Origin of the sequence: Cellulomonas cellasea, assembly GCF_030372105.1 — a bacterium.
GTDB lineage: Bacteria > Actinomycetota > Actinomycetes > Actinomycetales > Cellulomonadaceae > Cellulomonas_A > Cellulomonas_A cellasea_A.
On the sequence record NZ_JAUDBQ010000008.1, the window covers coordinates 37804 to 62423 of the forward strand.

Here is a 24620-nt window from a genome sequence, read left to right on the forward strand (position 1 = left end):
GCGCCGGGTCCGGGTCATGCGGCGACCGGCGCGCGTCGGAGGCTGATGCGGGGGTCCACCAGCGGGTACAGCAGGTCGACCGCGAGCGCGACGACCACGAACACGAGCGCCGAGAACACCACCACCGCCATCACCACGGGGATGTCCTGGGAGTTCACCGCGGAGATCGTGAGCCGGCCCAGCCCCACCCGCGAGAAGACCGTCTCGGTGACCACGGCGCCGGAAAGGAGCTGGCCGACGCTCACGCCGAGCACCGTCAACGCGGGGATCGACGCATTGCGCAGCGCGTGGCGGAAGTGCACGCGCGCCCGCCCGGCGCCCTTGGCCCGCGCCGTCTCGATGTACGGCTCGGCCAACGTCTGGCGCAGCGACCGAGCCAGGAGCTGGGCGATCGACGCGCTGGTCGGCAGCGCCAGGGCCACCGCGGGCAGCACGAGGCTCGCGAGGCCGTCGTTGCCGATCGCCGGGAACAGCCGCCACTGGAAGCTGAAGACCTGCACCAGCATCAGCCCCACCCAGAACACCGGCAGGGACACCCCCAGCGGTGGCAGCGCCGCGAGGGCGTGCCGCAGCCACCGCGTGCGCGGGTAGGTGCTCGCCACCGCCAGCCCGACGCCGAGCAGCACGGACAGCGCGAGCCCCGCGACGGTGAGCTGCAGGGTCTGCGGCAGCACGTCCAGGATCAGCGATGTCGCCGGGGCGTCGGACTGGTACGAGCGGCCGAAGTCGAGCCGGGCCGCGCCGCCCAGCGCGTGCAGGTACTGGGCGAGCGGCGGCCGGTCGAGCCCATGCTCCGCGCGCAGCTCCGCCAGCAGCGCTGGGTCGACCACCGACTGCTCCCCGCCGCCGGAGGCCATCAGCTCCACCGGGTCGCTGGGCAGCAGGTACAAGATGGCGAAGGTCACCGTGAACGCGGCCCACAGGACGACTGCCCCCTGCGCCAGCCGGCGGAGCACGTAACGGGTCATGGCTGGGACACCCACGCGTCGTAGAAGTCCAGGCGGGTGGACGCCTCGAACTTCAGGTCGTGCACGGTGTCGGCCGCGGCGATGGTCGTGGACAGCTCCACCACGGGGATCGAGTGCGCCTTCTCCAGCAGCAGCCGCGACGCCTCGGTGACGAGCCGCTGCCGCTCCGCCGGGTCGACGGCTGCGGCCTGCTGGTCGAGGAGGTCGTCGACCGGCTCCGCCGCCCGCTTGTTCGTGTTGCGCGCGTTCACCGAGAAGAGGTTGCGCAGGATGTCCGGGTCGGAGCGGGTCAGGTTCCCGTACGAGAAGTCGTACTCCCCGTCCGCGCTGGCGGCGGTGGCCTCGGCGATCGTCACCTGGTTGAGCCGCAGATCGAACCCGATCTGCCGCAGCTGCTGCTGGACCAGCTCGAGCGGGTCCTTCACCTGCCAGAACGTCACCTCGGTCGACAGCGGCTGGCCGTCCTTCACCCGGATCCCGTCCGGCCCCTCCACCCAGCCGGCCCCCTCCAGGAGCTCCTTGGCGCCCTCGGGGTCGTACGCGAGCAGCTCGTCCAGCCCTTCGTACAGCGGCGTCGTGTGGGCGAGCGCGGCGCTCGCGGGCTCGTCGAGCGGGGTGAGCACCGTGCCGGTGACCTCCTCGCGGTCGATGCCCTTGAGCACCGCCACGCGGACCCGCTCGTCGGCGAGCAGCGGGCGGGACTCGTTCGGGTACAGGTTGAACACGACGCCCGGGTTGGCGCGGTACGCGAGCCAGAACCCGTTGCCGTCGAACTGCGGCAAGTCCGCGGTGCCGATGGCCGCGGTCGCGTCGATCTGCCCGGACGCCAGGCTCCCGGCCCGAACCCCGGCCTCGGGGATCACCGTGAACGTGACGGTGTCCAGATACGCCTCGCCCGTGTGCGAGCTCGCCCCCGCCGCGCCCCACGTGTACCCGTCGCGCCGCGCGAGCACGGCCCGCTGGTCCACGGTGTACTCCTGGACGACGAACGGCCCCGACCCGTCGAACTTCCCGGCGCAGCGGTCCTCGACGCTCAGCGCCGCCGAGGCCGGCGAGAGCAGGCCCAGCGAGAACGTCGACGTGGCCTGGAGGAACTGGGCGCTCGGCGCGCTGAAGTCCACCACCACCGTCGACGGGTCCGGGGCGGTCACCGACTCGAGGTCCACCAGGTACGTCGAGCCCAGCGACGCCTTCGCGCCGAGCGCGACGATGGCCTCGAAGTTCGTCTTGACCGACGCCGCGTCGATGGGCGTGCCGTCGGCGTAGGTGGCGCCGTCGACCAGGTGGAACGTGAACTGGCTGGCGTCGTCGTTCACCTCCCACGACTCGGCCAGCCACGGCACGATCTCGCCCGACTCCGGGTTCTGCGCCGTGAGGGACGCCACCGTCTGGCGCGCGATGGCGATGGCGTCGTTGTTGCCGACCTGCTGCGGGTCGACGCACTTGGAGTCGACGGTGATGGCGAAGGCCAGGTCTCCGCCGCGCACCGGCTCCGCCGACGTGGAGGACGTGGAGTCGCCCTCGGCGGGCTCGGTGGCGCCGCCGGCGCAGGCGGACAGGGCCAGGGCGGCGGTGACGGCCAGGGCCGTGCCAGGGGCATGACGGTGCAGGGTGCGCATGTGGGTCGACTCCTCGATCGGTCGGGTCGGTGCGGTGGAGGCGTCCTCGACCCCGCCCGTCGCGGGCCTCCCGTCACGTCGACGGGTGGGCGCGGGAGCGGGCGGCCCTGGCGCAGGAGACGGCGATCGGCCGTCATGGCGCAGCGGGACAGGCAGAGACGAAGGACGAGGCGCTGGAGGCGCGGATGGACGGGCGAGGCCGTGCCGGGCAGTTCCGGGCGGAACTAGCGACAGGCGCGCGGGACCAGCAGCATGCGTCGACAGCCCACACAGGGGGCGTCGGGACACTGCCAGTGGGCCACGGTCAGTCCTTCGTCAGATGCGGTGTGCTTACCGGCCGTGCGTCGACCGGTCAGGCGTACCCGGAGCACCCCGTCACATCGAGGGGTTGCTGGTCGACGAGCCGGGCCTTGGCGTCGACACTCTGTGCCTGCGAGAAGTACAGCGGCGCGGAGCCCGGGTTGGCAACCATTGCGCCGTTTGATCTCATATGTCGGCCGATAGCCGGGCGCGCACGGGGGCGGCAGCCACCCGGCTGCCGCCCCCGTGCCGCCCCACCCGGCGCGCGAACGCCGCTACGGCGTGTAGATCTTCGGCTGCGCCGGCGCCGTGAACGGGTCGCCCAGCGCGAACCCCGGATGCGGCGGCTGGTTGTACGCCGTGTTCTGCCACGCGATCGCCGTGCGGTACTGCGCGTCGTGCAGCAGCGTGTGGACCTTCAGGGCTGTGACAGTCGGCGTCGCGTAGATCCGCAGGGCTGTCGAGTCGGTGGTCGGCCAGACGACCTCCTCACGCCAGTCGCCCCACAGGTCCCCCGACAGGGACGGCGTGGCCTTCGTGGAGTTGTTCGCGACGACCCCCGACGCGGTGAGCAGACGGGTGTCGCTCGACGGCGTGTACTTGTTCACGTACGTCCGGTCCAGCAGCTCGCGCACCGGGTCGCCGTCCCACCAGGCCAGGAAGTTCGCCGACGACGGCTTGCGGCCGATGTCGGAGCCCTTCGCGCTGCGCATCACCGAGTCCGCCGACGACCACGACTCCGCCCCCGCACTGCCCGACCAGATGTCGCCCGAGACGCCGCGGCCGTTGTCGCCGCCCGCCGGGGTGGACCACAGGATCTGACCGGTGCGGGCGTCCGCGAACCACGAGCTCGGCTTGCTGGCGTCCTCGCTGACCTTGAACACCTCGAGCCCGGAGCGGGAGGGGTCCAGGTCGCCGACGTGCAACGCGTCGCCGTGGCCCAGCCCGGTGTTCCACATGACCGTGCCGTTGTCGTTGATGGCCGCGGCGCCGTAGATGACCTCCTGCTTGCCGTCGCCGTCGGCGTCCGCGATCGACAGCTGGTGGTTGCCCTGGCCCGCCACTGCGCTGTTGCCCGCGGACGAGCTGTTCGAGTCGAAGGTCCAGCGCCGCGTGAGCGACCCGTTGCGGTAGTCCCAGGCCGCCACGACGGCCCGCGTGTAGTAGCCGCGCGCCATGATGATCGACGGCCGCTGCCCGTCCAGGTAGGCGGTGCCCGCGAGGAACCTGTCGACGCGGTTGCCGTAGGAGTCGCCCCAGCTCGACACTGTGCCTCGCGCGGGCACGTAGTCGGCGGTGGCGCCGATGGACCCGTCCTGGCCCTTGAAGACCGTGAGGTACTCGGGCCCGCTGAGCACGTAGCCGGAGGAGTTGCGGTAGTCGGCGCTGGACGAGCCGATGAGCTGGCCCGTGCCGGACCGGGTGCCGTCGGCGGTCTTCACCGCGACCTCGGCCCGGCCGTCGCCGTCGTAGTCGTAGACCTGGAACTGCGTGTAGTGCGCGCCGGCCCGGATGTTGCGCCCCAGGTCGACACGCCACAGCCGCGTGCCGTTCAGCTCGTAGGCGTCCAGGTAGACATTGCCCGTGTAGCCGGACTGCGAGTTGTCCTTGGCGTTGGACGGGTCCCACTTGAGCACGATCTCGAGCTGCCCGTCGCCGTCCAGGTCGCCCACGCTCGCGTCGTTCGCGCTGTACGTGTACGCCTCCCCCGAGGGCGTCGTCCCGCCGGCGGGCTTCTGGATCGGCACGTCCAGGTAGCCGTTGGCGAACGTGAGGCTGGCCCCCGAGGCGGCCTGCTCGGCCCCGTTGACGACGGCGCGCACCGTGTAGGACGCGTTCGCCGCCGCGCCGGCGTCATAGAAGTTCGTGGAGTCGGCCACGGGCGTCGAGGTGATCCGCGTGCCGCCGCGGTAGACGTGGAAGGTGGTGCTGCGCGGCTCCGTGCCGAGCAGGCGCCACTGCACGAGGTTGCCGCTGCCGGAGCGCACGCTGATCAGCCCGCGGTCGAGGCGCTCGGCCTGCCAGGAGCCCGCCACCGGCGCCGTCGGCTCCGGGGTGGGCGTCGGCGACGCGCTGGGCGAGGCCGACGGTGTGGCGCTCGGGGTGGCGGTGGGGCTCGCTGTCGGCGAGGACGTGGGCGAGCTGGTGGGCGTCGCGGCCGCACCGGTGCACGCGGTCCCGTTGAGCGTGAACGCCGTGGGCGCCGGGTTGGACGAGCCGTTCCACGCGCCGTTGAACCCGAAGGACACGGAGCCGCCACTGGGCACCGCCGCGTTGTAGCCGGCGTCCTTCACGCTCACCGCGTTGCCGGACTGCGTCGCGACGCCGTTCCACGCCTGCGTGACGCTCTGCCCGGCGGAGAAGGACCAGCCCAGCGTCCAGCCGTTGAGCGCGTCCCCGAGGTTGGCGATGGTCACGGAGCCGCCGAAGCCCGTCGACCACTGGTTCGTCACCTCGTAAGTGACCCGGCAGGCGGTGGCCGCGACGGCGCCCTGGGCTGCGACCACCCCCACGCCCGCGGCCAGCGCCGCGATGGCGATCAACCCGGTGGCTCTGCGTCGAACTGACATCAGTCTCCCCTTCGAGCGATGCGTGGGGAGATGGTTCTGGCCTGCGCCCGCGTCGAGCAAGCGCTCTCCCGGTGCAGAGGCTAGAAGCAGGACAACCCGCCTGTCACGGGAGGAACCGGGCCCTGAAGCGATTCACGGCCGCCAACCGCTCAGCGTGCCGGCTCCCCTGCCCGGCATCGCGCGAGGTCAGCGTCGGCGCCGCACCAGCACCAGGTCGTCGCGGTGCACCAGCTCGCGCCCGTACTCCGGCCCGAGGTCCGCGCGCAGCTCCGACGTGGTGTGCCCCAGCAGGCCCGGCACCTCCTCGGAGGCGTACGCCACCAGCCCGCGCGCGACCACCACGCCGTCCGGGCCGCACAACTCCACAGGGTCGCCAGCCTCGAAGTCGCCCTCCACCCGGGTCACCCCGGCGGGCAGCAGCGACGTCCGCCGATCCACGACCGCGCGCACGGCGCCCTCGTCGAGCACCAGCCGGCCCCGCGTCCGCGCGGCGTGCGCGAGCCACAGCAGCCGGGTGGACGCCCGTCGGCCAGTGGCCGCGAACCAGGTGCCCACGTCCTCCCCGGCCAGTGCCGCGGCGGCGTTCTCCGCCGAGGTCAGCACCACAGGGATGCCCGAGGCCGTCGCGATGGCCACCGACTCCAACTTGGTGACCATGCCGCCGGTGCCGATCGCGCTGCCCCGGGCCGTCACGTCGATGCCGTCCAGATCGCGCGGCCCCCGCACCTCGGGGATGCGCACCGAGCCGGGCCGCGACGGCGGGCCGGTGTGCAGCCCGTTGACGTCAGTGAGCAGCACCAACGCGTCCGCGTGCACCAGATGGGACACCAGCGCGGCGAGGCGGTCGTTGTCACCGAAGCGGATCTCATCGGTGGCGACCGCGTCGTTCTCGTTGATCACGGGGACCACGCCCAGCTCGAGCAGCCGGGTCAGGGCGCGCTGCGCGTTGCGGTAGTGGGTGCGCCGCACCGTGTCGTCGGCGGTGAGCAGCACCTGGCCCACCCGCAGGCCGTGCTCCCAGAACGAGCGCGTGTAGTGGGCGACCAGCAGGCCCTGCCCGGCCGACGCGGCAGCCTGCTGAGTCGCCAGGTCGCGCGGCCGGGTCGAGAGTCCCAGCGGCTCGATGCCCGCGGCGATGGCGCCGGAGGAGACGAGCACGACCTGCCCGCCAGCCGCCCTGCGGGCGGCGAGCACCTTGACCAGAGAGTCCAGGCGCGCGGGGTCGAGCCGGCCGCTCTCGTCCGTGAGGGACGAGGAGCCGACCTTGACGACCACCCGAGGGGCGTCGAGGAGCTGGCGACGGTCGAACAGTGCTGCTGCGCTCACAGGGGGCATTCTCCCCCGACGCGGCCCGGTGTCACGCGCATGCCCGCGCACCGGACCGCTGGCACGTCAGTCCTCGTCCGTCCAGAGCCCCGCCTCGCGCTCCGTCCACAGCTCGGCGCGTGCCTCGGCCTTGGCGTCCATGCGGTCCTTGTACTGCTCGCGCTTCTCGCCACGCGTCGGACGCGAACGCTCCTCGATGCGCATGTCGGTGCCACGCGGACCCGACAGCAGCTCGGACCCGGTCATCAGCGTCGGCTCCCAGTCGAAGACCACGGCGCTCGGCCCGGAGCCGATGACGACCTCCGCGCCCGCGACGGCGCCGGCGGCGAAGAGCTTCTCCTCGACGCCGAGCCGGGCGAGCCGGTCGGCCAGGTACCCGACGGCCTCGTCGTTGCGGAAGTCCGTCTGCCGCACCCAGCGCTCCGGCTTGGAGCCCAGGATCTGGAAGTAGTCGCGGCCACCCTCGGTCTTGTGCGTCACGGTGAAGCCCGTGTCGTCGATGGCCTTGGGGCGAAGCACCACACGGGTCTGCTCGGGCGCGGGCGCCTCGCGACGGGCCCGGTCGACCAACTCCCCGAGCGCGAACGTGAGCTGCCGCAGCCCCTCGTGGCTCGCGGTCGAGACCTCGAAGACCTGCAGCCCGCGGGCCTCCAGCTCGGGGCGCACCATCTCGGCGAGCTCACGGGCCTCGGGCACGTCGATCTTGTTGAGCACCACCAGGCGCGGGCGCTCGTTGAGCGGCACCCGGCCGCCCTCGATGCCCAGGTCCCCGGAGTACGTCGCGAGCTCGGCCTCCAGGGCCTCGAGGTCGCTCAGCGGGTCGCGGTCGGGCTCGAGCGTGGCGCAGTCCAGCACGTGCACCAGCACGGCGCAGCGCTCGATGTGCCGCAGGAACTCCAGCCCGAGGCCCTTGCCCTCGCTGGCGCCGGGGATCAGCCCGGGCACGTCGGCGACGGTGTAGCGGGCCGATCCGGCCTGCACGACGCCCAGGTTCGGGATCAGCGTGGTGAACGGGTAGTCGGCGATCTTCGGGCGGGCCGCGGAGATCGCCGCGACGAGGCTCGACTTGCCCGCGCTGGGGAAGCCGACGAGCGCCACATCGGCGATCGTCTTGAGCTCGAGGACGACGTCCCGCGCCTCGCCGGGCTCGCCCAGCAGCGCGAAGCCCGGGGCCTTGCGGCGCGGGGACGCGATGGCCGCGTTGCCCAGGCCGCCGTGGCCGCCGGCGGCGACGATGAACTCGGCGCCCGCGCCCACCAGGTCGGCGAGCACCTCGCCGGTGGTCGACTTGACAACTGTGCCGTCGGGCACGGGCAGCACCAGGTTCTCGCCCGAGGCGCCCTGGCGGTGGTCGCCCATGCCCTGCTTGCCGGACGACGCGTGCCGGTGCGGGGCGTGGTGGTAGTCGAGCAACGTGGTCACCTGCGGGTCGACGACGAGCGTCACACTCCCGCCATGACCGCCATTGCCGCCGTCAGGGCCGGCGAGCGGCTTGAACTTCTCTCGGCGGATCGAGACGCACCCGTGGCCGCCGTCACCGCCGCTGGCATGCAGGACGACGCGGTCGACGAAGGTCGCCATCGGTCACCACTCTCCTCGAGCCGGCATCGCCGGCCATCTCCACTGCCGCGAAATGCTGGCAGGTCATGCTGTGAGTCACGTGCGCTGTGCGCTCGCTTTGTGCTGGCAACGACGAAGGGACGCACCGCACCGGTGCGCCCCTTCGACGAACGAGATAGACGGGGTCAGACCGCCGCCGCCACGATGTCGATGACCTTGCGGCCACGACGCTGGCCGAACTCCACCGCGCCCGGCGCGAGGGCGAACAGCGTGTCGTCCTTGCCGCGGCCGACGTTGATGCCGGGGTGGAAGTGCGTGCCGCGCTGGCGGACGATGATCTCGCCAGCCTTGACGACCTGACCACCGAAGCGCTTGACGCCGAGGCGCTGCGCGTTCGAGTCGCGACCGTTGCGCGACGAGCTCGCGCCCTTCTTGTGTGCCATGACGTACCTGCCTTCGTGCTCAGATGGATAACGCTCCGCGGACGACGCCGCGGCGCAAGATCAGTTGATGCCGGTGACCTTCAGGCGGGTCAGCTTCTGGCGGTGGCCCTTGCGGACGCGGTACCCGGTCTTGTTCTTGTACTTCAGGATGTCGATCTTCGGGCCCTTCTCATCCCGGACGACCTCCGCCGTGACGGTGATCTTCGCGAGATCCTGAGCGTCGTGGGTGACCTTCTCACCGTCGACGAGCAGCAGGGCGGGAAGCTCGACAGTCGAACCAGCCTGCGCGGAGAGGCGGTCGACGACGACGACGTCGCCCACGGCGACCTTCTCCTGGCGGCCGCCAGCCTTCACGATCGCGTACACCACGTTGCTGCTCATCTCTGCTCGTCGAACTTCAGTCAGGGGCGCGCTCTACGTGATGGACACGGGTGTTGGCCCTCACATCACGGACGCGCACGTCGGTGCGCCCAAACGCACCGACGTTCAAGAGTACGGAACGCCTCTGGCTCGGTCAAATGAGCCCGAGGCGTCCCGGACCCGTCAGGCCGTCGGGGACTCCTCGTCCTCGTCAGCCTCGAAAACCTCAGGGGCCACAGGCGTCAGCGCGAGAGCCTCCACGGCCTCGTCCTGCGCCCGCTCCTCGGCCGCGACCACCTCGGTCGCCTCGGCCGACGGCACGGCGAAGGCCGCCAACACGTCGAGCACCGGCGGGGCGCCCACCGGCGCCGCGTCCGGGACCTCCGCCGTCGCTGCGCGAGACTCGCGCGACTCCCGCGCCGGGGCCTCGATGGCACGCGGAGCCGGCGCCAATGCCTCGAGCTCGGCGGCCGTGGCACGCGGGGGCGCCTCGTCACCGTGCTCATGCGCATGCGCCGCAGCGGCTGCGATAGTCGCGAGCGTCGCCTTGACCGCCTCACGCGCCTCCGGCAGCACCGGGACCGCGGGAAGCGTCGAGGAGCCCGCCGGGGCGGCCTCCTTGGCCCCGCGCTTGCGGCGCGCGCGCTTGGGCTCCGGCTCGACAGGCTCCGAGGAGGCCTGCTGGCCGGCGCCCGCGTCCGGGCGGCCGTTCTTCTCGATCGGGTCGGTGTGCACGATGAACCCGCGCCCGTGGCAGTGCTCGCACGTCTCGCTGAACGCCTCGACCAGGCCCTGGCCCACGCGCTTGCGGGTCATCTGCACCAGGCCGAGCGAGGTGACCTCGGCCACCTGGTGCTTGGTCCGGTCACGGCCCAGGCACTCCACGAGGCGGCGCAGCACCAGGTCGCGGTTCGACTCGAGCACCATGTCGATGAAGTCGATGACGATGATGCCGCCGATGTCCCGCAGCCGGAGCTGGCGGACGATTTCCTCGGCCGCCTCCAGGTTGTTGCGCGTCACCGTCTCCTCGAGCGTGCCGCCCGATCCGGTGAACTTGCCCGTGTTGACGTCGACCACGGTCATAGCCTCGGTGCGCTCGATGATGAGCGAGCCACCCGAGGGCAGCCACACCTTGCGGTCCATGCCCTTGGCGAGCTGCTCGTCGACCCGGTGCGCGGAGAACACGTCGCCGTTCCCCGTCCAGCGGGTGACCTTCTCGGCGAGGTCGGGGGCGAGCTCGCCGATGTAGCCGGAGATCGTGGCCCACGCCTCGTCGCCCTGCACCACGAGCGAGCTGAAGTCGTCGTTGAAGATGTCGCGCACCACGCGGATGGCCATGTCCGGCTCACCCTGCAGCAGCGCCGGCGCGGACGCCGACTTCGCCTTCTTCTCGATGGCCTCCCACTGGCCCTGCAGGCGCGCGATGTCGGCGCGCAGCTCGTCCTCGCTGGCGCCCTCGGCGGCGGTGCGCACGATGACGCCCGCGGAGTCCGGGACGATCTCGCGCAGGATCTTCTTCAGGCGCGCGCGCTCGTTGTCGGGCAGCTTGCGGCTGATGCCGGTCATCCCGCCGCCGGGCACGTACACGAGGTACCGGCCAGCGAGCGTGATCTGCGACGTCAGGCGGGCGCCCTTGTGGCCGATCGGGTCCTTGGTGACCTGGACGAGCACCGAGTCGCCGGACTTGAGCGCCTGCTCGATGCGGCGCGGCTGGCCCTCGAGGCCCGCGGCGTCCCAGTTGACCTCGCCGGCGTACAGCACCGCGTTGCGGCCCTTGCCGACGTCGACGAACGCGGCCTCCATGCTCGGCAGCACGTTCTGCACGCGGCCGAGGTACACGTTGCCGGCCATCGACACCTGCGCCTGGCGGGAGACGTAGTGCTCGACGAGCACGCCGTCCTCGAGCACGGCGATCTGCGTGCGGCCACCGGCCTCGCGCACGACCATCGAGCGCTCAACGGCCTCGCGGCGGGCCAGGAACTCCGACTCGGTGATGATCTGACGGCGACGGCCCGCGTCACGGCCCTCCCGGCGGCGCTGGCGCTTGGCCTCGAGCCGCGTGGAGCCCCGCAGCGCTGTCACCTCGTCGCTGGACGTGCTGCGCGTGCTGCGCGAGCGGGTGGGTGCGGTCGTCTCCTGGTCGGAGGACTCGCCCCGGCTGCTGCGGCGACGACGGCGACGGCGACGGCTCGAACCGCCCTGCTCGTCGTGCTCGCCCTCGTGCTCGGACTCGTGGTCGCCCTCGTGCTCGGCGTCCTCGTCATGCGCGTCCTGCGTGTCATCCGCGGCGGAGCCGTCGGAGGGCTCGGAGCCCTCGCCGGCGTCGCCCTGCTCGTCCGAGCTGCGACCACGGCGGCCACGGCCGCCACGGCGACGGCGACGGCGCTGCGCGGACTGCTCGTCCTCACGCGCCTGGGCGTCCCGCTGCTCCTCGTCGGACTCCGACCCGGCGTCCTGCGCCTGCTCGTCGTCCGCCGAGACCTGCTCCTCGTCCTCGTCGCGCGCGACGTCACTCGACGCGACGTCGGCCTGCGCGCCACGACGGCCACGACGCCGCGACGGCCGCTCGGCCGCGGGCGCCTCGGCGCGGGCCTCCTCCGCGGACTCGTCAGCGGCGTGGTCCTCGACGTGCAGCACCGCGGCGGCCTCGGAGACGAGCTCCGGCGGGCCGGCCGGGGCCTGCGCGCGCCGACGGCGCGGACGGGCGTCCGGGTCCGGCGCCTGGAACAACAGGGCAGTGGTGGCCAGACGGGCCGCCCCGCGCGACGTGACGGGGGCCGGCTCGGCGGGCTGGTCCTGGCTCTCGGGCTGCGTGACGGCCTCAGCGGGGGCGGGAGTCGAGGCGGCTGCGCTGGAGCGTGTCGCACGCGTCCGGCCACGGCGCGTCGATCCGGCCTCGCTCGCGGCCAGCTCGGCCAGCACGTCGAGCCCGGCGACGCCGGACGGCTTCTCCGAGGCCTCGACCGACTCGTCGGCCTCTGCCTCATCCTCGGCGTCGACCTCGTCGACGACCTCGACCACCGGCTCCGGAGCCTTGCGGGTCCGCCGGGTCGTGCGCTTGGGCGCCGGAGCGGCGACCTCGGCCGGAGCCGCGTCGGCGCTGCCCGCAGCCTCCTCGGGCGCGGCAGGGGCCTCAGCGGCCTCCGGGGCCGTCGCGGGGCGGGTGGAACGGCGGCTGCGCTTGCGGGCCGGCGGCGTGGCGTCGACAGCCGGGGCGTCGACGGACGCGGCGGCGGGCGAGTCAGCGGCGGCAGGCGCGGCACTGGCCGGCTCGACGCTCGCCGGCTCGCTTGTCGGATCGGCGCTGGCGGGAGCGGCACTGGCGGTGGGACGCACCGCCCGCCGCGAGCGGGTGGCCCGCGGCGCCGCAGCCTCGGGCTGGGCGGCCTCGACGGCCGGAGCCGCCTCGGGCGCGGCAGCCTCGACGGGCGATCCCGCGGCCTCCGTGACGGAGGCCTTCGTCACGCGACGAGACCGAGTGCGGGGCGCTGCCGCCGGAGCCTCGGCCGCGATCTCGACGGGGCTGGCGGCCTCGACGGCGGCGTCAGCGGGCTTCGCGTCCGTCGGCGGCGCGGTCTTGCGGGTCGCCCGGCGTCGTGCGGGCTTGGTCGGAGCAGCATCGGGGGCTGTGCCCCCGACGTCGACCTGTGACGTGCTGTCGTTGTTCTCGGGGGTCTTGTCGAGCGTCACTCGTGGTACTCCTGCATGCCCCTCGGAGCCGGCCACACTCCTCGGCGCCCCAGGGGCGGTCAGTCGTCGCACGCGCTGTGCGCTGCGACGGAAGTCGTCGGTGGCGGCTGCTGCACCGCGGTCGGCGCCATCGCCAGCCAGCATGTCGTTCGAGAGCCCCACGGTGGGGATCGGTCACATCCGGCGGCGCCTGGCGAGCTCGACACGCTATGGCACTGCGAGCACGGTCACGGAATCAGAACGGTGTGGGCGCCCTGGAATCCTCGGTCAGTATCGCACAGCACCCTTAGAAGAGGGAGACGACACGACAGTGCAGTATGGGTCTCGTCCTCATCGCGCCGTCGTTCGGCCAGGACCAAAGTCCTGGGCCGTCATCGCACGCCGACCTACCGTTCGACCTGGGTGCTCGGTCCGACCCCCCAGTAGCCACGCACGCGACGGAGTACTCCCGTGGAAGCCCTTGACCTGGCCAGATGGCAGTTCGGTGTCACCACCGTCTACCACTTCATCTTCGTCCCGCTGACCATCGGCCTCGCCCCGCTCGTGGCGCTCATGCAGACCTTCTGGGTGCGCACGGGCAACGAGCGCTGGCTTCGCCTGACCAAGTTCTTCGGCAAGCTGCTGCTGATCAACTTCGCGATCGGCGTCGCCACCGGCATCGTCCAGGAGTTCCAGTTCGGCATGAACTGGAGCGAGTACTCGCGCTTCGTGGGCGACGTGTTCGGCGCCCCGCTCGCGATGGAGGCGCTCGCCGCGTTCTTCGTCGAGTCGACGTTCCTGGGCCTGTGGATCTTCGGCTGGGACAAGCTGCCCAAGAAGATCCACCTCGCGTGCATCTGGGCCGTGGCGATCGCCACCAACCTCTCGGCCTACTTCATCCTCGCCGCGAACTCGTGGATGCAGCACCCCGTCGGCACGGTCTTCAACATCGAGACCGGCCGCGCCGAGATGGTCGACATCTGGGCGGTGCTCACCAACAGCACGCTGCTGGCGGCCTTCCCGCACACCATCACCGCCGCATGGCTGACCGCCGGCACGTTCGTCGCGGGCATCGCCGCCTGGTGGATGGTCAAGCTGGTGCGCCGCGGCGAGGCCGAGAAGGCCCGCGACGTCTACCGCCCGGCTGTGGTGCTGGGCATGGTCACCATGCTCATCTCGGGCGTGGGCCTGGCCCTGTCCGGCGACTTCCAGGCCAAGCTCATGTTCGAGCAGCAGCCCATGAAGATGGCCGCGGCCGAGGCGCTGTGCGAGAGCACCGACGGCGCGTCCTTCACGATCCTGGCGATCGGCAACATCAACACCGACTGCGACGGGGTCACCCACCTCATCGAGCTGCCGGGGGTCACCTCGTTCCTCGCGTCGGGCGACTTCAACGGCCACCTGGAGGGCGTCAACCAGATCCAGGAGCGCTACGAGGAGCTGTACGGCGAGGGCATCGACTACTCCCCCGACCTCGCGGTGACCTTCTGGAGCTTCCGCCTGATGATCGGCCTGGCCGCCGGATCCGCCGCGCTCGCGCTCGCGTCGCTGTGGCTGACCCGCAAGGGCCGCGTGACCGACAACATCTGGTTCTCGCGCCTGGCGATCATCGCGATCCCCATGCCGTTCCTGGCCAGCTCGTTCGGCTGGATCTTCACCGAGATGGGCCGCCAGCCGTGGGTCGTCGCGCCGAACCCCACGGGCGTGGACGGCGTGTGGCTGCTCACCCAGCGCGGTGTCTCCGAGGTGGTGAGCCCCACCACCGTCGTCATCTCGATGGTGGCCTTCACCGCGCTCTACGGCGTGCTCGCGGTGATCTGGTACAAGCTCATGCACCGCTACGCGGTCGAGGGCGTGGCTGACACCGAGCACGACCCGAGCCCCGACAACCCCGACAACCACAGCGACGACGCGGGCGACAAGCCGCTGTCGTTCGCCTACTGAGGCAGGCGTCATGGAGCTCACGACAGTCTGGTTCTTGCTGATCGCCCTGCTGTGGACGGGCTACCTCGTGCTCGAGGGGTTCGACTTCGGCGTCGGCATGCTGCTCAAGCCGCTGGGACGCGACGACAAGGAACGTCGCGTCATGATCAACACCATCGGCCCGGTGTGGGACGGCAACGAGGTGTGGCTGCTGACGGCGGGCGGCGCGACGTTCGCGGCGTTCCCCGAGTGGTACGCCACGATGTTCTCCGGCTTCTACCTGCCGCTGCTGCTCATCCTGCTCGCGCTCATCGTGCGCGTGGTGGCCTTCGAGTGGCGCGGCAAGATCAACGACCAGGCGTGGCGCGACCGCGCCGACTGGGCGCTGACGATCGGCTCCTGGGTCCCCGCGATCCTGTGGGGCGTCGCGTTCGCGAACCTGGTGCGCGGCGTCGAGCTGGACGCGAACCACCAGTACGTGGGCGGGTTCTTCGCGCTGCTCAACCCGTTCGCCCTGGTGGGCGGCGTCACGACGGCGCTGCTGTTCCTCACCCACGGCGCGGTGTTCCTGGCGCTGAAGTCCGACGGCGAGGTGCGCCGCCGCGCTGGCGACCTCGCGGCACGCCTCTCGGTGGTCACGCTGGTCGTGGCGGCCGCGTGGGCCATCTGGGCGCAGATCGCCTACTCGGTGGCCTGGACCTGGGCCGCTGTGGCCGTCGCGGCGATCGCCCTGGTGGCGCTCGTGGTGGCGACCCGCGCCCGGCGTGAGGGCTGGGCGTTCATCGCCTCGGCCGTGACGCTCGTCGCCGCCGTCGTGCTGATCTTCGGCTCGATGTACCCCGACGTGATGCCCGCCTTCGACCCGGCGAACTCGCTGAACATCGACAACGCGGCGTCGTCGTCGTACACGCTGACGGTGATGACGTGGGTCGCGGTGTGCCTGGTGCCCTTCGTCCTGCTCTACCAGGGCTGGACCTACTGGGTGTTCCGCAAGCGCATCTCGGCTGAGCAGATCCCCGACTCCATCGGCCTCACCTTCGCGCGTGTGAAGGCCGCGGCCTTCAGCGGCGGCACGGACAACGGCTCCTCGGCCTCCTCGCGGACGGACGGCCCGACGCCGTGAGGCGCGTCCGGCTGTGAAGCCCCTCGACCCGAGGCTGCTACGCCACGCGCGCGCTGCCCGGCAGTACGTCGCCCTCACCGTCGTGCTCGGCCTGGCCGTCGCGGCGCTGGTCATCGCCCAGGCGCTGCTGCTCGGCCACGGGCTGGGCTCGGCTGTGCAGGACGGCGCGGACCTCGGCGACCTGGGCCCGCTGATCGGCTGGCTCGTGGTCGTCGTGGCCGCGCGCGCGCTCGTGACGGGCGCGCAGGAGCGGTACGCCCACCGGGCCGCGACCCGCGCGATCGGCGAGCTGCGCGCGCAGGTCGTGGAGCGGGCGACGGCACTGGGCCCGCGCTGGCTGGCCGGCGGCGAGGGCCCCCGGGTCGTGACGCTGGTGACGCGCGGGCTGGAGAACCTCGAGCCGTACTTCGTCAGGTACCTCCCCCAGCTCGTGCTCGCAGCGACCGTCACGCCGGCCACCCTGCTGGTGGTGCTGGGCCTGGACTGGATCTCCGCGGCGATCATCGCGGGCACCATCCCGCTGGTGCCGATCTTCATGACGCTCGTCGGACGGCTGACGCAGGGACGCTCCGAGCGCGGCCTGCGCGTCATGCAGCGCCTCGGCTCCCAGGTGCTCGACCTGCTCGCCGGGCTGCCCACGCTGCGCGGGTTCGGGCGTGAGCGGGGCGCCACGCGCCGGGTGCGCGAGCTCGGCCAGGCGCACCGCCGGGCGACGATGGGCACGCTGCGCGTCGCGTTCCTGTCCGGGATGGTGCTCGAGCTGCTCACCACGCTCGCGGTGGCCCTGGTGGCCGTCGCCATCGGGATGCGGCTGGTCTACGGCCAGATCGACCTCGTCACCGGGCTGACGGTGCTGGTGCTCGCGCCCGAGGTGTACCTGCCGCTGCGCCAGGTCGGCGCCCACTTCCACGCCTCCACCGACGGGGTCGCCGCCGCGGAGCAGGTCTTCGAGGTGCTCGAGACCCCGCTCCCCGAGCAGGGCTCGCTGCCGTGCCCGGACCTGCGCACGGCCACCCTCAGGCTGCGGGACGTCAGCGTGCGGGCGCCCGGGCGCGACGTGCTGGCGCCCGCCCGGCTCGACCTCGAGCTGCGCCCCGGGCAGGTGCTCGCCCTGACGGGCGCCTCCGGCGGCGGCAAGACGACAGCCGTGTCCGTGCTGCTCGGGCTGCTCAGGCCCGACACAGGCACTGTGGACGTCCTGCCCGCGAACGGCGCCGCGGTCCCGCTCGCCGACATCGACCCCCAGGGCTACTGGTCGCAGGTGTCCTGGCTGCCGCAGCGCCCCGTGCTGGAGCCGGGGACGATCGACTCCGTGGTGGCTGGCTCGGGATCCGCGACGCGGGGGCAACCCGTGGACGCCGCCCAGCGGGATGAGGCCGCTGCCCTCACCGGCCTGGACGCGGTGGTGGCCGCGCTGCCCGCCGGGTGGCAGACGCCGCTGGGCCGTGGCGGCGCCGGTCTCTCCGTCGGCCAGCGCCAGCGCGTGGCGCTGACGCGCGCGCTGCTCTCCGACGCGCCGCTAGTGGTGCTCGACGAGCCGACCGCGCACCTGGACGCGGCGTCGGAGGAGGTCGTGCTCCGCACCGTCGAGGCGCTGCGCGGCGAGGGCCGCACAGTGCTGCTCGTCGCCCACCGCGCGACGCTGATCGCGCTGGCCGACCAGGTGGTGGAGGTCCACTCCGCCGACCTTCCCGACGCGCCCGCCGACGACGACGCCGCGACTGCGACTGCCTCCGTGGCGACGGCAGCGGCGACCCGATCCGACGTCGACGTGGAGGCTCCCCGATGACCGCCACGACGCCGAAGCCCGTGACCCTCGCGCACCCCGGGCCCACCGAGGCCGCCACCACCGTCCGGCTCCCCCGGCAGGGCAGGCTCGCCCGCCGCCTCTCCCGGAGCCACGACCCGTTGTGGCGTGCCGTGGCGCTGCTCGACGTGCGCCCGACCCGCGTGGCCCTGGCCGTGCTGCTCGGCGTGCTGAGCCTCGGCTCGGCCGTCGCCCTCGCCGCGGTGTCCGCGTGGCTGATCGCCCGCGCGTCGCAGATGCCCCCGGTGCTGACGCTGTCCATCGCCACCGTCGGCGTGCGGACCTTCGGCATCGGGCGCGGGGTGTTCCGCTACGTCGAACGCCTCACCTCGCATGACGTGGCCCTGCGCGGCATGGCCAACCTCCGCACCGCGCTGTACCAACAGCTCGCGGTGGGACGCCCCGAGGCGACGCTCCGCCTGCGGCGCGGCGACCTGCTGACCCGGGTCGGCGCGGATGTCGACGCGGTGGGCGATGCCGTGGTGCGCGGCCTGCTGCCCATCGCCGTGGCGGTGGTGCTGGGCCTGGGCACCACCGTGGCGATGGGCTTGTTCCTCCCGGCGGCCGGGCTGAGCCTCGCGGCATGCCTGCTGCTCGCCGGCGTGGTGGCGCCGTGGCTCGCCGCGCGCGCGGCCCGCACCACCGAGCAGCGCGCCGCCAGCGCCCGGGCGACCCTGTCGACGGTGGCGCTCGGCCTGCTGGACGACGCCGGCCCGCTCACGGTGCAGGGCCGCACCCCCCACGAGCTGGCGGCGCTGCGCGAGGCGGACCGCGAGCTCGCGTCCGCCGCCGACGCCGGCGCCCGCCCCGCGGCCCTCGGGGCGCTGCTCGGCTCGCTCGCCACGGGTGTGGCGACGTTGGCCGCGCTGGTGCTCGGCGTGCCCGCCGTCCACGCCGGGGTGCTGACACACGTGGAGCTGGCCGTCATCGTGCTGACCCCGCTGGCCTCCTTCGAGGCCGTCAGCGTGCTGCCCGCCGCGGCCATCCAGCTCCAGCGCTCGCGCGCGGCCGCCCGGCGCATCATGTCGCTGCTCGACGAGGCGGCGCCGGACGCCACCGTGGCCCCCCGCCCGGGTGTCCCGCCCATCGAGCAACCCGCCGCGGAGCAGCCAGCCGCCCGCCAGCACTCCGCCGCCCTCCCGCACGTCGGGACCTCCTCCTTGCGCGCACGCGGGCTGTCCTGCGGCTGGCCCGGGCGGAGCCCCGTCATCGAGGGGCTGGACCTCGACGTGCGCCCCGGCCGCTCGATCGCCGTGGTCGGCCCGAGCGGGGCCGGAAAGACGACGCTGCTACTCACCCTCGCAGGCCTGATCCCCGCACGGGCGGGCGACCTCGACGTGGACGGCACGCCGATCAGCGCCCTGGACCACGAGGCGGTCGCACGCCACGTCGTCCTCACGTCGGAGGACGCGCACGTCTTCGAGACCTCCGTCCTGGAGAACCTGCGGGTCGCGCGCGGCGACGTCACCCCCGACGAGGCAGTCGGCGCGCTCGAGCGCGCCGGGTTGGGCCCATGGCTCGCGGCGCTGCCCGACGGCGTGGACACCGAGCTCGGCCCCGACGCGCAGAGCGTCTCCGGGGGCGAGCGCCGCAGGCTCCTGCTGGCCCGGGCGCTGCTGTCCCCCGCGCCGCTGCTGCTGGTGGACGAGCCAGCAGAGCACCTCGACTCGGCCACCGCCGACCGCCTCGTGCGGGACCTGCTCTCCCAGGGGTCCGAGCGCGGCGTGGTGCTGGTCACACATCGCCTCTCCCCGCTCGACTCCGCCGACGAGATCGTGGTGGTTGACGGGGGACGCGTGACGGGACGCGGCAGTCACGCGGCGCTGCTCGCCTCCCACCCGGGCTACCGTGAGGGCTTCGCACGAGAGCACGAGGCACCGGAGGAACGATGACCGACCGCCCGACCAGCGGTGGCGCCACAGTCGACGAGCCATCGACCGGCGACGGTCTGACCGAATTGCTCAACGCCGTCCTGTCTGTCGCCAGCGACCTGGACCTGACGGGCGTGCTCGAGCGGTTCGTGCACCTCAGCGCGGACCTCACCGGCGCCCCCTACGGCGCGATCAACGTGCTCGACAAGCGCGGCGCCTCGACGACGTTCGTGCAGACCGGCGTGCCCGCGGCCATCGCGGCGATGCTCGGCCACCCTCCGCACAAGATCGGCGTGCTCAGCCGGATCCCCGCCGACGGCGTGCTCCTGCTCGACGACCTCACGCAGCACCCGGCATTCGAGGGCTTCCCCGCCGGGCATCCCCCGATGGGCTCGTTCCTGGGCGCCGCCGTTCGCGTGCGCGACCAGGTGTACGGCTACCTCTACCTGTCCGACAAGCCGGGCGGCTTCACGGAGCACGACGCGTCGGTGGTCGTCGCGCTGGCCGCCGCCGCGGGTGTCGCCGTCGCCAACGCGCAGCTCTACACCGAGGCCGCCCGCCGCGAGCACTGGCTGCGCGCCGGCCAGGACATCACCACGATGCTGCTGTCCGGCGTCGACGAGGAGGACGCGCTCGCCCACATCGCGGCCACGGCCCGTGATGTCGCAGACGCCGACACCGCCGCGCTCGCACTGCCCGGCATGGGCGGCGAGCTCATGATCGAGCTGGCCGACGGCCACAACGCGGACAGCCTCATCGGCGAGGTGATGCCGCGCGACGGCCGCTCGTGGTCGGTGATGACCGAGGGCCGCGGCCTGCTCGTCGAGTCCCTGTCGAAGTCCCGCGTCGTGCGCGTGGTGCCCATGCGGGCATTCGGGCCGGCCCTCTTCGCCCCGCTGCAGACCTCGGGCCGCGGCGTCGGCGTCCTCATCCTGCTGCGCCGCATCGGCAGCCCCGCGTTCGACCCGAGCGACCTGGTGACCGCCGAGTCGTTCGCGTCCCAGGCCGCCCTGGCCTTCGTCCTCGCCGAGGCGCGGCATGCGCAGGACGTCGCCGCGCTGCTCGACGAGCGGGAGCGCATCGCCCGCGACTTGCACGACCTCGCCATCCAGCAGCTCTTCGCCACCGGCATGCAGCTCGAGACGGTGCGCCGTCGCGCGGCCCGCGGCGTCGACCCCAGCGAGCTCACGAGCATCGTCGAGGAGGCGCTGGACAACGTCGACGGCTCAGTGCGCCAGATCCGGCAGATCGTCTACGCGCTGCGCGACCCCGACGCCGCCACGGGCCTGGTCGAGCGGCTGCGCCGGGAGGCCAGCCTGGCCCGCACCGGCCTGGGCTTCGCGCCGTCGCTGGTGGTCTCGCTGGACGACGCGACGGTGCCGGACGGCGACTACCTGGAGGCCGACCAGCTCGACGCGCGCGTGGGCGCCGACCTCACCGACGACGTCGTCGCGGTGGTGCGCGAGGGCCTGGCGAACGCGGCACGGCACGCGCACGCCTCGGGCGTCACCGTGCGGGTGTCGGTGCGCGGAGCCGGGCCCACCGGCACGGTGCTGGTCGAGGTGGAGGACGACGGCTCCGGCCTGCCGCCCGTGCGCGACAGGCGATCCGGCACCGGCAACCTGGCGGCCCGCGCGCGGCAGCACGGCGGGTCCTTCAGCCTGGGCGTCTCGCCGAGCGGCGACGGCACCCTGCTGAGCTGGTCAGCCCCGCTGGGCTGACCAGCCCCGACGGGCTCAGCGACCGGTCTCGGCGCGCCAACCGCTGTGCTTGCGGGCCGAGACCCACGCCGCGACCTGGGTCCGGCGCTGCAGGCCCATCTTGGCGAGCAGCGACGTGATGTGGTTCTTGACGGTCTTCTCCGCGACGCCGAGCCGCTCGGCGATCTCACGGTTGGACAGGCCCTCGCCGATCAGGTCGAGCACCTTCATCTCGCTCGGTGTGAGGTTCTCCGTCGGGTCGTCGTGCCCGGCGCGGCGGCGCGTGACGGTCCGCTCGTCGAGCAGCGTCCGGCCGGCAGCCACGGCGCGCACCACCTCGGTGATCTCCGCGCCGCGCACGCTCTTGAGCAGGTAGGCCGACGCCCCGGCCTCGAGGGCGGCGGTGAGCGCGTCGTCGTCGTCGAAGGACGTGAGCACGATGGCCCGCGCCTCGGGGTGGAGCTTGCGGACCGCGGTGATGAGGTCGATGCCGGTGCCGTCGGGCAGCTGCAGGTCGACCAGCAGGATCTGCGGCTGGACCAGCGCGGCACGGCGCACGCCGTCGGCGACCGATCCGGCCTCGGCGATCACTGTCATGCCCTCAGCGCGCTCCACGACCTCCGCGATGCCGCGCCGCACGACCTCGTGGTCGTCGACGATCATCACGGTGATGGGGCCGCTGCGTTCGGGCTTCGGTGCAGGATTCGTGGGGGGCACACCTCATCGTATCCAGGGACTCGGGCACAGCCTCGCGAGACCCACCGATCGGACCGAGTTCGGCTGGGCCTGCGGCTACCAGCGGCCGTTGCGCGGGCGCGGCTGGCAGACCGGGCAGGTGTACGACGACCGGTTCATGAAGGTGTCGCGTCGCACCAGCGTCCCGCAGCGCGGGCAGGGACGCCCCTCCTGGCCGTAGACCGCCAACGAGCGGTCGAAGTACCCCGACGCCCCGTTCACGTCGACGTACAGCGCGTCGAAGCTGGTGCCGCCCTGGGCGAGCGCCTCCCGCATCACCTCGGTGGCGCCGTCCAGGGCCCGCTCCACCTCCGCCCGGCGCAGGGTGTCGGTGGGCCTGGCGTAGTGCAGCCTGGCGCGCCACAGGCCCTCATCGGCGTAGATGTTGCCCACTCCGGAGGCGAGCGTCTGGTCGAGCAGCGCACGCTTGAGGCCCGTCTTGCGCTGCCGGATCCGGGCCACGAGGGCCTCCCGGTCGAGGGCCGGGTCGAGCAAGTCGCGCCCGATGTGCGCCACCGGCTCGGGCACGAGCGGCAGCGGCGACCCGGTCCCGCCAGGGGCGCCGTCGGGGGTGGGCGCCAGCTCGGCCACCGACAGGTGCCCGAAGGTCCGCTGGTCGACGAAGTCCAGGGCGCCGCCGTCGTCCAGCCACAGCCGCACGCGCAGATGCGGATGCGGCTCGGCGGCGGCGGCGTCGGCAGCGGTGCTGCGCACCAGGAGCTGCCCGCTCATGCCCAGGTGCGCCATCAGGGCGGCGTCGGGCAGCTCGGTGTCCGGCGCGTCCAACAGCAGCCACAGGAACTTGCCCCGGCGTGCCGCGGCGTCGAGGCGTCGGCCCCGGAGCCGTCCGGCGAAGTCGAGCGGTCCGCCCTCGTGCCGGCGCACGCTGTAGTCGCGCCGCACCTCGACGTCGGCGATGGCGCGCCCGATCACATGGCGCTCGAGCCCGTCCCTGACGGTCTCGACCTCAGGCAGCTCCGGCATGCCTGGCCCGGCTCAAGCCGAGGGGGCCGTGGAGCGTGGCAACGCCTCGAGGGCGCCGTAGGCGTTCGCGGCGGCCTCCTGCTCGGCGAGCTTCTTCGCCGGGCCGGTGCCGGTCCCCCGCGCCTCCCCGCCGACGATGGCGCGCGCGGTGAACGTGCGCGCGTGGTCGGGGCCCTCGCCCACCACCTCGTAGACCGGGGCGCCCAGGCCCAGCTCCGCGGCGAGCTCCTGCAGGCTGGTCTTCCAGTCGAGCCCGGCGCCCAGATCGGCCGCCGCAGTGAGCGTGGCCCCGACGAGGCGCAACACCACGCCGCGGGCCTCCTCCAGCCCGTGGGCGAGGTAAACGGCGCCGAACAGCGCCTCGAGCGTGTCCGACAGGATCGAGTCCTTGTCGTTGCCCCCGGTCGCGAGCTCGCCCTTGCCGAGCAGCACGTAGGACCCGAGGTCGAGCTCGCGGGCGACGGAGGCCAGCGCGCGCTGCGAGACCGTGGCGGCGCGCATCTTCGCCAGCTCGCCCTCGGACAGCCCCGGGTGCGTGCGGTACAGCGTCTCGGTCACGACGAGCCCCAGCACCGTGTCGCCGAGGAACTCCAGGCGCTCGTTGGTCGGGATGCCGCCCGCCTCATGGGCGAAGGACCTGTGTGTGAGGGACAGCACAAGAAGCTCGGGGTCCAGCTGGACCCCGAGCTTCTCGATGAGCTGTGTGGCCGCGTCGCTCATGACCAGGTCAATGGACGGCGCGTGCGCAGCATGGTGATGCCTCTCAACGGTCGGAAGACCGTCAGCGTGCCTCGTGCTCGGTGCGGACCGCCTCGGCGTAGCGACGGTTGTTGTACGCGCCGCACGACGGGCAGGCGATGTGCGGCTGCTTGTCGGCCTTGCACTGGGGGCAGGTCATGAGCGTCGTGGCAGTGGTCTTCCACTGCGACCGACGCGCACGGGTGTTGCTGCGCGACATCTTGCGCTTCGGAACAGCCACGGCTAGCTCTCTTTCGTCTCGTCGAACGTGCCCTGGAGGCGCCCGAGGGCGGCCCACCGAGGGTCAAGGATCTCATGCGTGTGGTCCGGGTCGTCCGCCAGGCGTGCTCCACACTCGGAGCACAGGCCCGGGCAGTCGGGTCCGCAGAGCGGTTGAAAGGGTAGCGCAGGCACCACCGTGTCCCGAATCGCGGGCTCGATGTCGATCAAGTCGCCCTCGAGCTCGCGCACGTCCTCCTCGTCGTCGCCGTCCTCGACCGCGACCGCCGCACGCTCAGGGTAGACGTACAACTCCTGGAACGGGACGTCGAAGTCCTCGACGACCTCCTCCAGGCAGCGCACGCACTCCCCCACCGCACGGCCGCGGACGGATCCGGTGACCAGGACCCCCTCCATCACAGCCTCGAGCCGGACATCCAGCTCCAGGTCGCTCCCGACAGGGACGCCGATCACCTCGGTGCCGAGATCCTCTGGGGCGGGCACCGTCCGCTGCACGGTCCGCATCGATCCCGGACGTCGTCCGAGCTCATGGGTGTCGAGCACGAAGGGCGAGCGGGGATCGAGGTGTGTCGCGCGCTGCACGGTCCAGGTTCCCGTCATAGAGGTGTCTCGGTCCGCACGATGACCGGCAGGACCAAAGAAGAATCCTACGGCACCGCGGGCCGCGCCCCAAACCGGCGCGGG

At 72.8% G+C, this 24620-nt stretch carries 18 protein-coding genes and 1 riboswitch; of the genes, 5 read left to right on the top strand and 13 right to left on the bottom strand.

The genetic code is table 11. From position 1 onward, the window contains the following. Window positions 1-14: 14 nt before the first annotated feature. The 8 genes from QUV83_RS09195 to QUV83_RS09230 form a co-directional block, all read right to left on the bottom strand. Window positions 15-968: an ABC transporter permease gene (locus QUV83_RS09195; RefSeq protein WP_289564069.1), complete on the bottom strand. Its 954-nt coding sequence runs from the start codon at window positions 966-968 to the stop codon at window positions 15-17. Then, window positions 965-2587, bottom strand: coding sequence for an ABC transporter substrate-binding protein (locus QUV83_RS09200; protein WP_289564071.1), 1623 nt, complete (start codon window positions 2585-2587; stop codon window positions 965-967). The genes QUV83_RS09195 and QUV83_RS09200 overlap by 4 nt, the downstream gene beginning before the upstream one ends. 321 nt (window positions 2588-2908) lie before the next feature. Beyond that, a riboswitch (SAM riboswitch) is annotated at window positions 2909-3018 on the bottom strand. A 144-nt stretch (window positions 3019-3162) separates the two neighbouring features. Continuing rightward, window positions 3163-5457: a cellulose binding domain-containing protein gene (locus QUV83_RS09205; RefSeq protein ID WP_289564073.1), complete on the bottom strand. Its 2295-nt coding sequence runs from the start codon at window positions 5455-5457 to the stop codon at window positions 3163-3165. A gap of 186 nt (window positions 5458-5643) precedes the next feature. After that, window positions 5644-6792: a glutamate 5-kinase gene (gene proB, locus QUV83_RS09210; RefSeq protein WP_289564075.1), complete on the bottom strand. Its 1149-nt coding sequence runs from the start codon at window positions 6790-6792 to the stop codon at window positions 5644-5646. A gap of 57 nt (window positions 6793-6849) precedes the next feature. Continuing rightward, window positions 6850-8364: a GTPase ObgE gene (gene obgE / locus QUV83_RS09215; RefSeq protein ID WP_289564077.1), complete on the bottom strand. Its 1515-nt coding sequence runs from the start codon at window positions 8362-8364 to the stop codon at window positions 6850-6852. 164 nt (window positions 8365-8528) lie between these two features. After that, complete coding sequence (rpmA, locus tag QUV83_RS09220) at window positions 8529-8786, bottom strand: 50S ribosomal protein L27 (RefSeq protein ID WP_066587549.1); 258 nt, start codon at window positions 8784-8786, stop codon at window positions 8529-8531. Between the two features lie 60 nt (window positions 8787-8846). Continuing rightward, a complete protein-coding gene (gene rplU, locus QUV83_RS09225) occupies window positions 8847-9155 on the bottom strand; it encodes a 50S ribosomal protein L21 (protein WP_289564248.1) in 309 nt (102 codons plus the stop codon). 174 nt (window positions 9156-9329) lie between these two features. Further along, on the bottom strand, window positions 9330-12836 hold the full coding sequence (locus QUV83_RS09230; RefSeq protein WP_289564079.1) for an Rne/Rng family ribonuclease: 3507 nt from the start codon (window positions 12834-12836) through the stop codon (window positions 9330-9332). A 450-nt stretch (window positions 12837-13286) separates the two neighbouring features. On the opposite strand from QUV83_RS09230, the gene QUV83_RS09235 reads away from it, so the two are divergent. The 5 genes from QUV83_RS09235 to QUV83_RS09255 are packed head-to-tail and all read left to right on the top strand — an operon-like array spanning window position 13287 to window position 21260. Then, window positions 13287-14759: a cytochrome ubiquinol oxidase subunit I gene (locus QUV83_RS09235; protein WP_289564080.1), complete on the top strand. Its 1473-nt coding sequence runs from the start codon at window positions 13287-13289 to the stop codon at window positions 14757-14759. Window positions 14760-14769: 10 nt separating this feature from the next. Beyond that, window positions 14770-15861, top strand: coding sequence for a cytochrome d ubiquinol oxidase subunit II (gene cydB, locus QUV83_RS09240; RefSeq protein WP_289564082.1), 1092 nt, complete (start codon window positions 14770-14772; stop codon window positions 15859-15861). Window positions 15862-15874: 13 nt separating this feature from the next. Continuing rightward, window positions 15875-17650 carry a thiol reductant ABC exporter subunit CydD gene (cydD, locus tag QUV83_RS09245; protein WP_289564084.1) on the top strand — a complete coding sequence of 592 codons (1776 nt, stop codon included), beginning with the start codon at window positions 15875-15877 and terminating at the stop codon, window positions 17648-17650. Further along, window positions 17647-19560 carry a thiol reductant ABC exporter subunit CydC gene (gene cydC / locus QUV83_RS09250; RefSeq protein WP_289564086.1) on the top strand — a complete coding sequence of 638 codons (1914 nt, stop codon included), beginning with the start codon at window positions 17647-17649 and terminating at the stop codon, window positions 19558-19560. Before cydD ends, cydC begins: the two co-directional genes overlap by 4 nt. Continuing rightward, complete coding sequence (locus QUV83_RS09255) at window positions 19557-21260, top strand: GAF domain-containing sensor histidine kinase (protein WP_289564088.1); 1704 nt, start codon at window positions 19557-19559, stop codon at window positions 21258-21260. The genes cydC and QUV83_RS09255 overlap by 4 nt, the downstream gene beginning before the upstream one ends. A 15-nt stretch (window positions 21261-21275) precedes the next feature. Here QUV83_RS09255 and QUV83_RS09260 read toward each other — a convergent pair whose 3' ends face one another. The 5 genes from QUV83_RS09260 to QUV83_RS09280 all read right to left on the bottom strand — a co-directional run bounded on the left by QUV83_RS09260 (window position 21276) and on the right by QUV83_RS09280 (window position 24536). Beyond that, window positions 21276-21902 carry a response regulator gene (locus QUV83_RS09260; RefSeq protein WP_289564091.1) on the bottom strand — a complete coding sequence of 209 codons (627 nt, stop codon included), beginning with the start codon at window positions 21900-21902 and terminating at the stop codon, window positions 21276-21278. A 129-nt stretch (window positions 21903-22031) separates the two neighbouring features. After that, window positions 22032-22958, bottom strand: coding sequence for a bifunctional DNA-formamidopyrimidine glycosylase/DNA-(apurinic or apyrimidinic site) lyase (mutM, locus tag QUV83_RS09265; protein WP_289564093.1), 927 nt, complete (start codon window positions 22956-22958; stop codon window positions 22032-22034). 12 nt (window positions 22959-22970) lie between these two features. Beyond that, window positions 22971-23678 carry a ribonuclease III gene (rnc, locus tag QUV83_RS09270; protein WP_289564095.1) on the bottom strand — a complete coding sequence of 236 codons (708 nt, stop codon included), beginning with the start codon at window positions 23676-23678 and terminating at the stop codon, window positions 22971-22973. A 61-nt stretch (window positions 23679-23739) separates the two neighbouring features. Then, window positions 23740-23937, bottom strand: coding sequence for a 50S ribosomal protein L32 (gene rpmF / locus QUV83_RS09275; RefSeq protein ID WP_066587526.1), 198 nt, complete (start codon window positions 23935-23937; stop codon window positions 23740-23742). Window positions 23938-23939: 2 nt separating this feature from the next. Beyond that, window positions 23940-24536, bottom strand: a complete 597-nt coding sequence (locus QUV83_RS09280) for a YceD family protein (RefSeq protein WP_289564098.1) — start codon at window positions 24534-24536, stop codon at window positions 23940-23942. Window positions 24537-24620 lie beyond the last annotated feature (84 nt).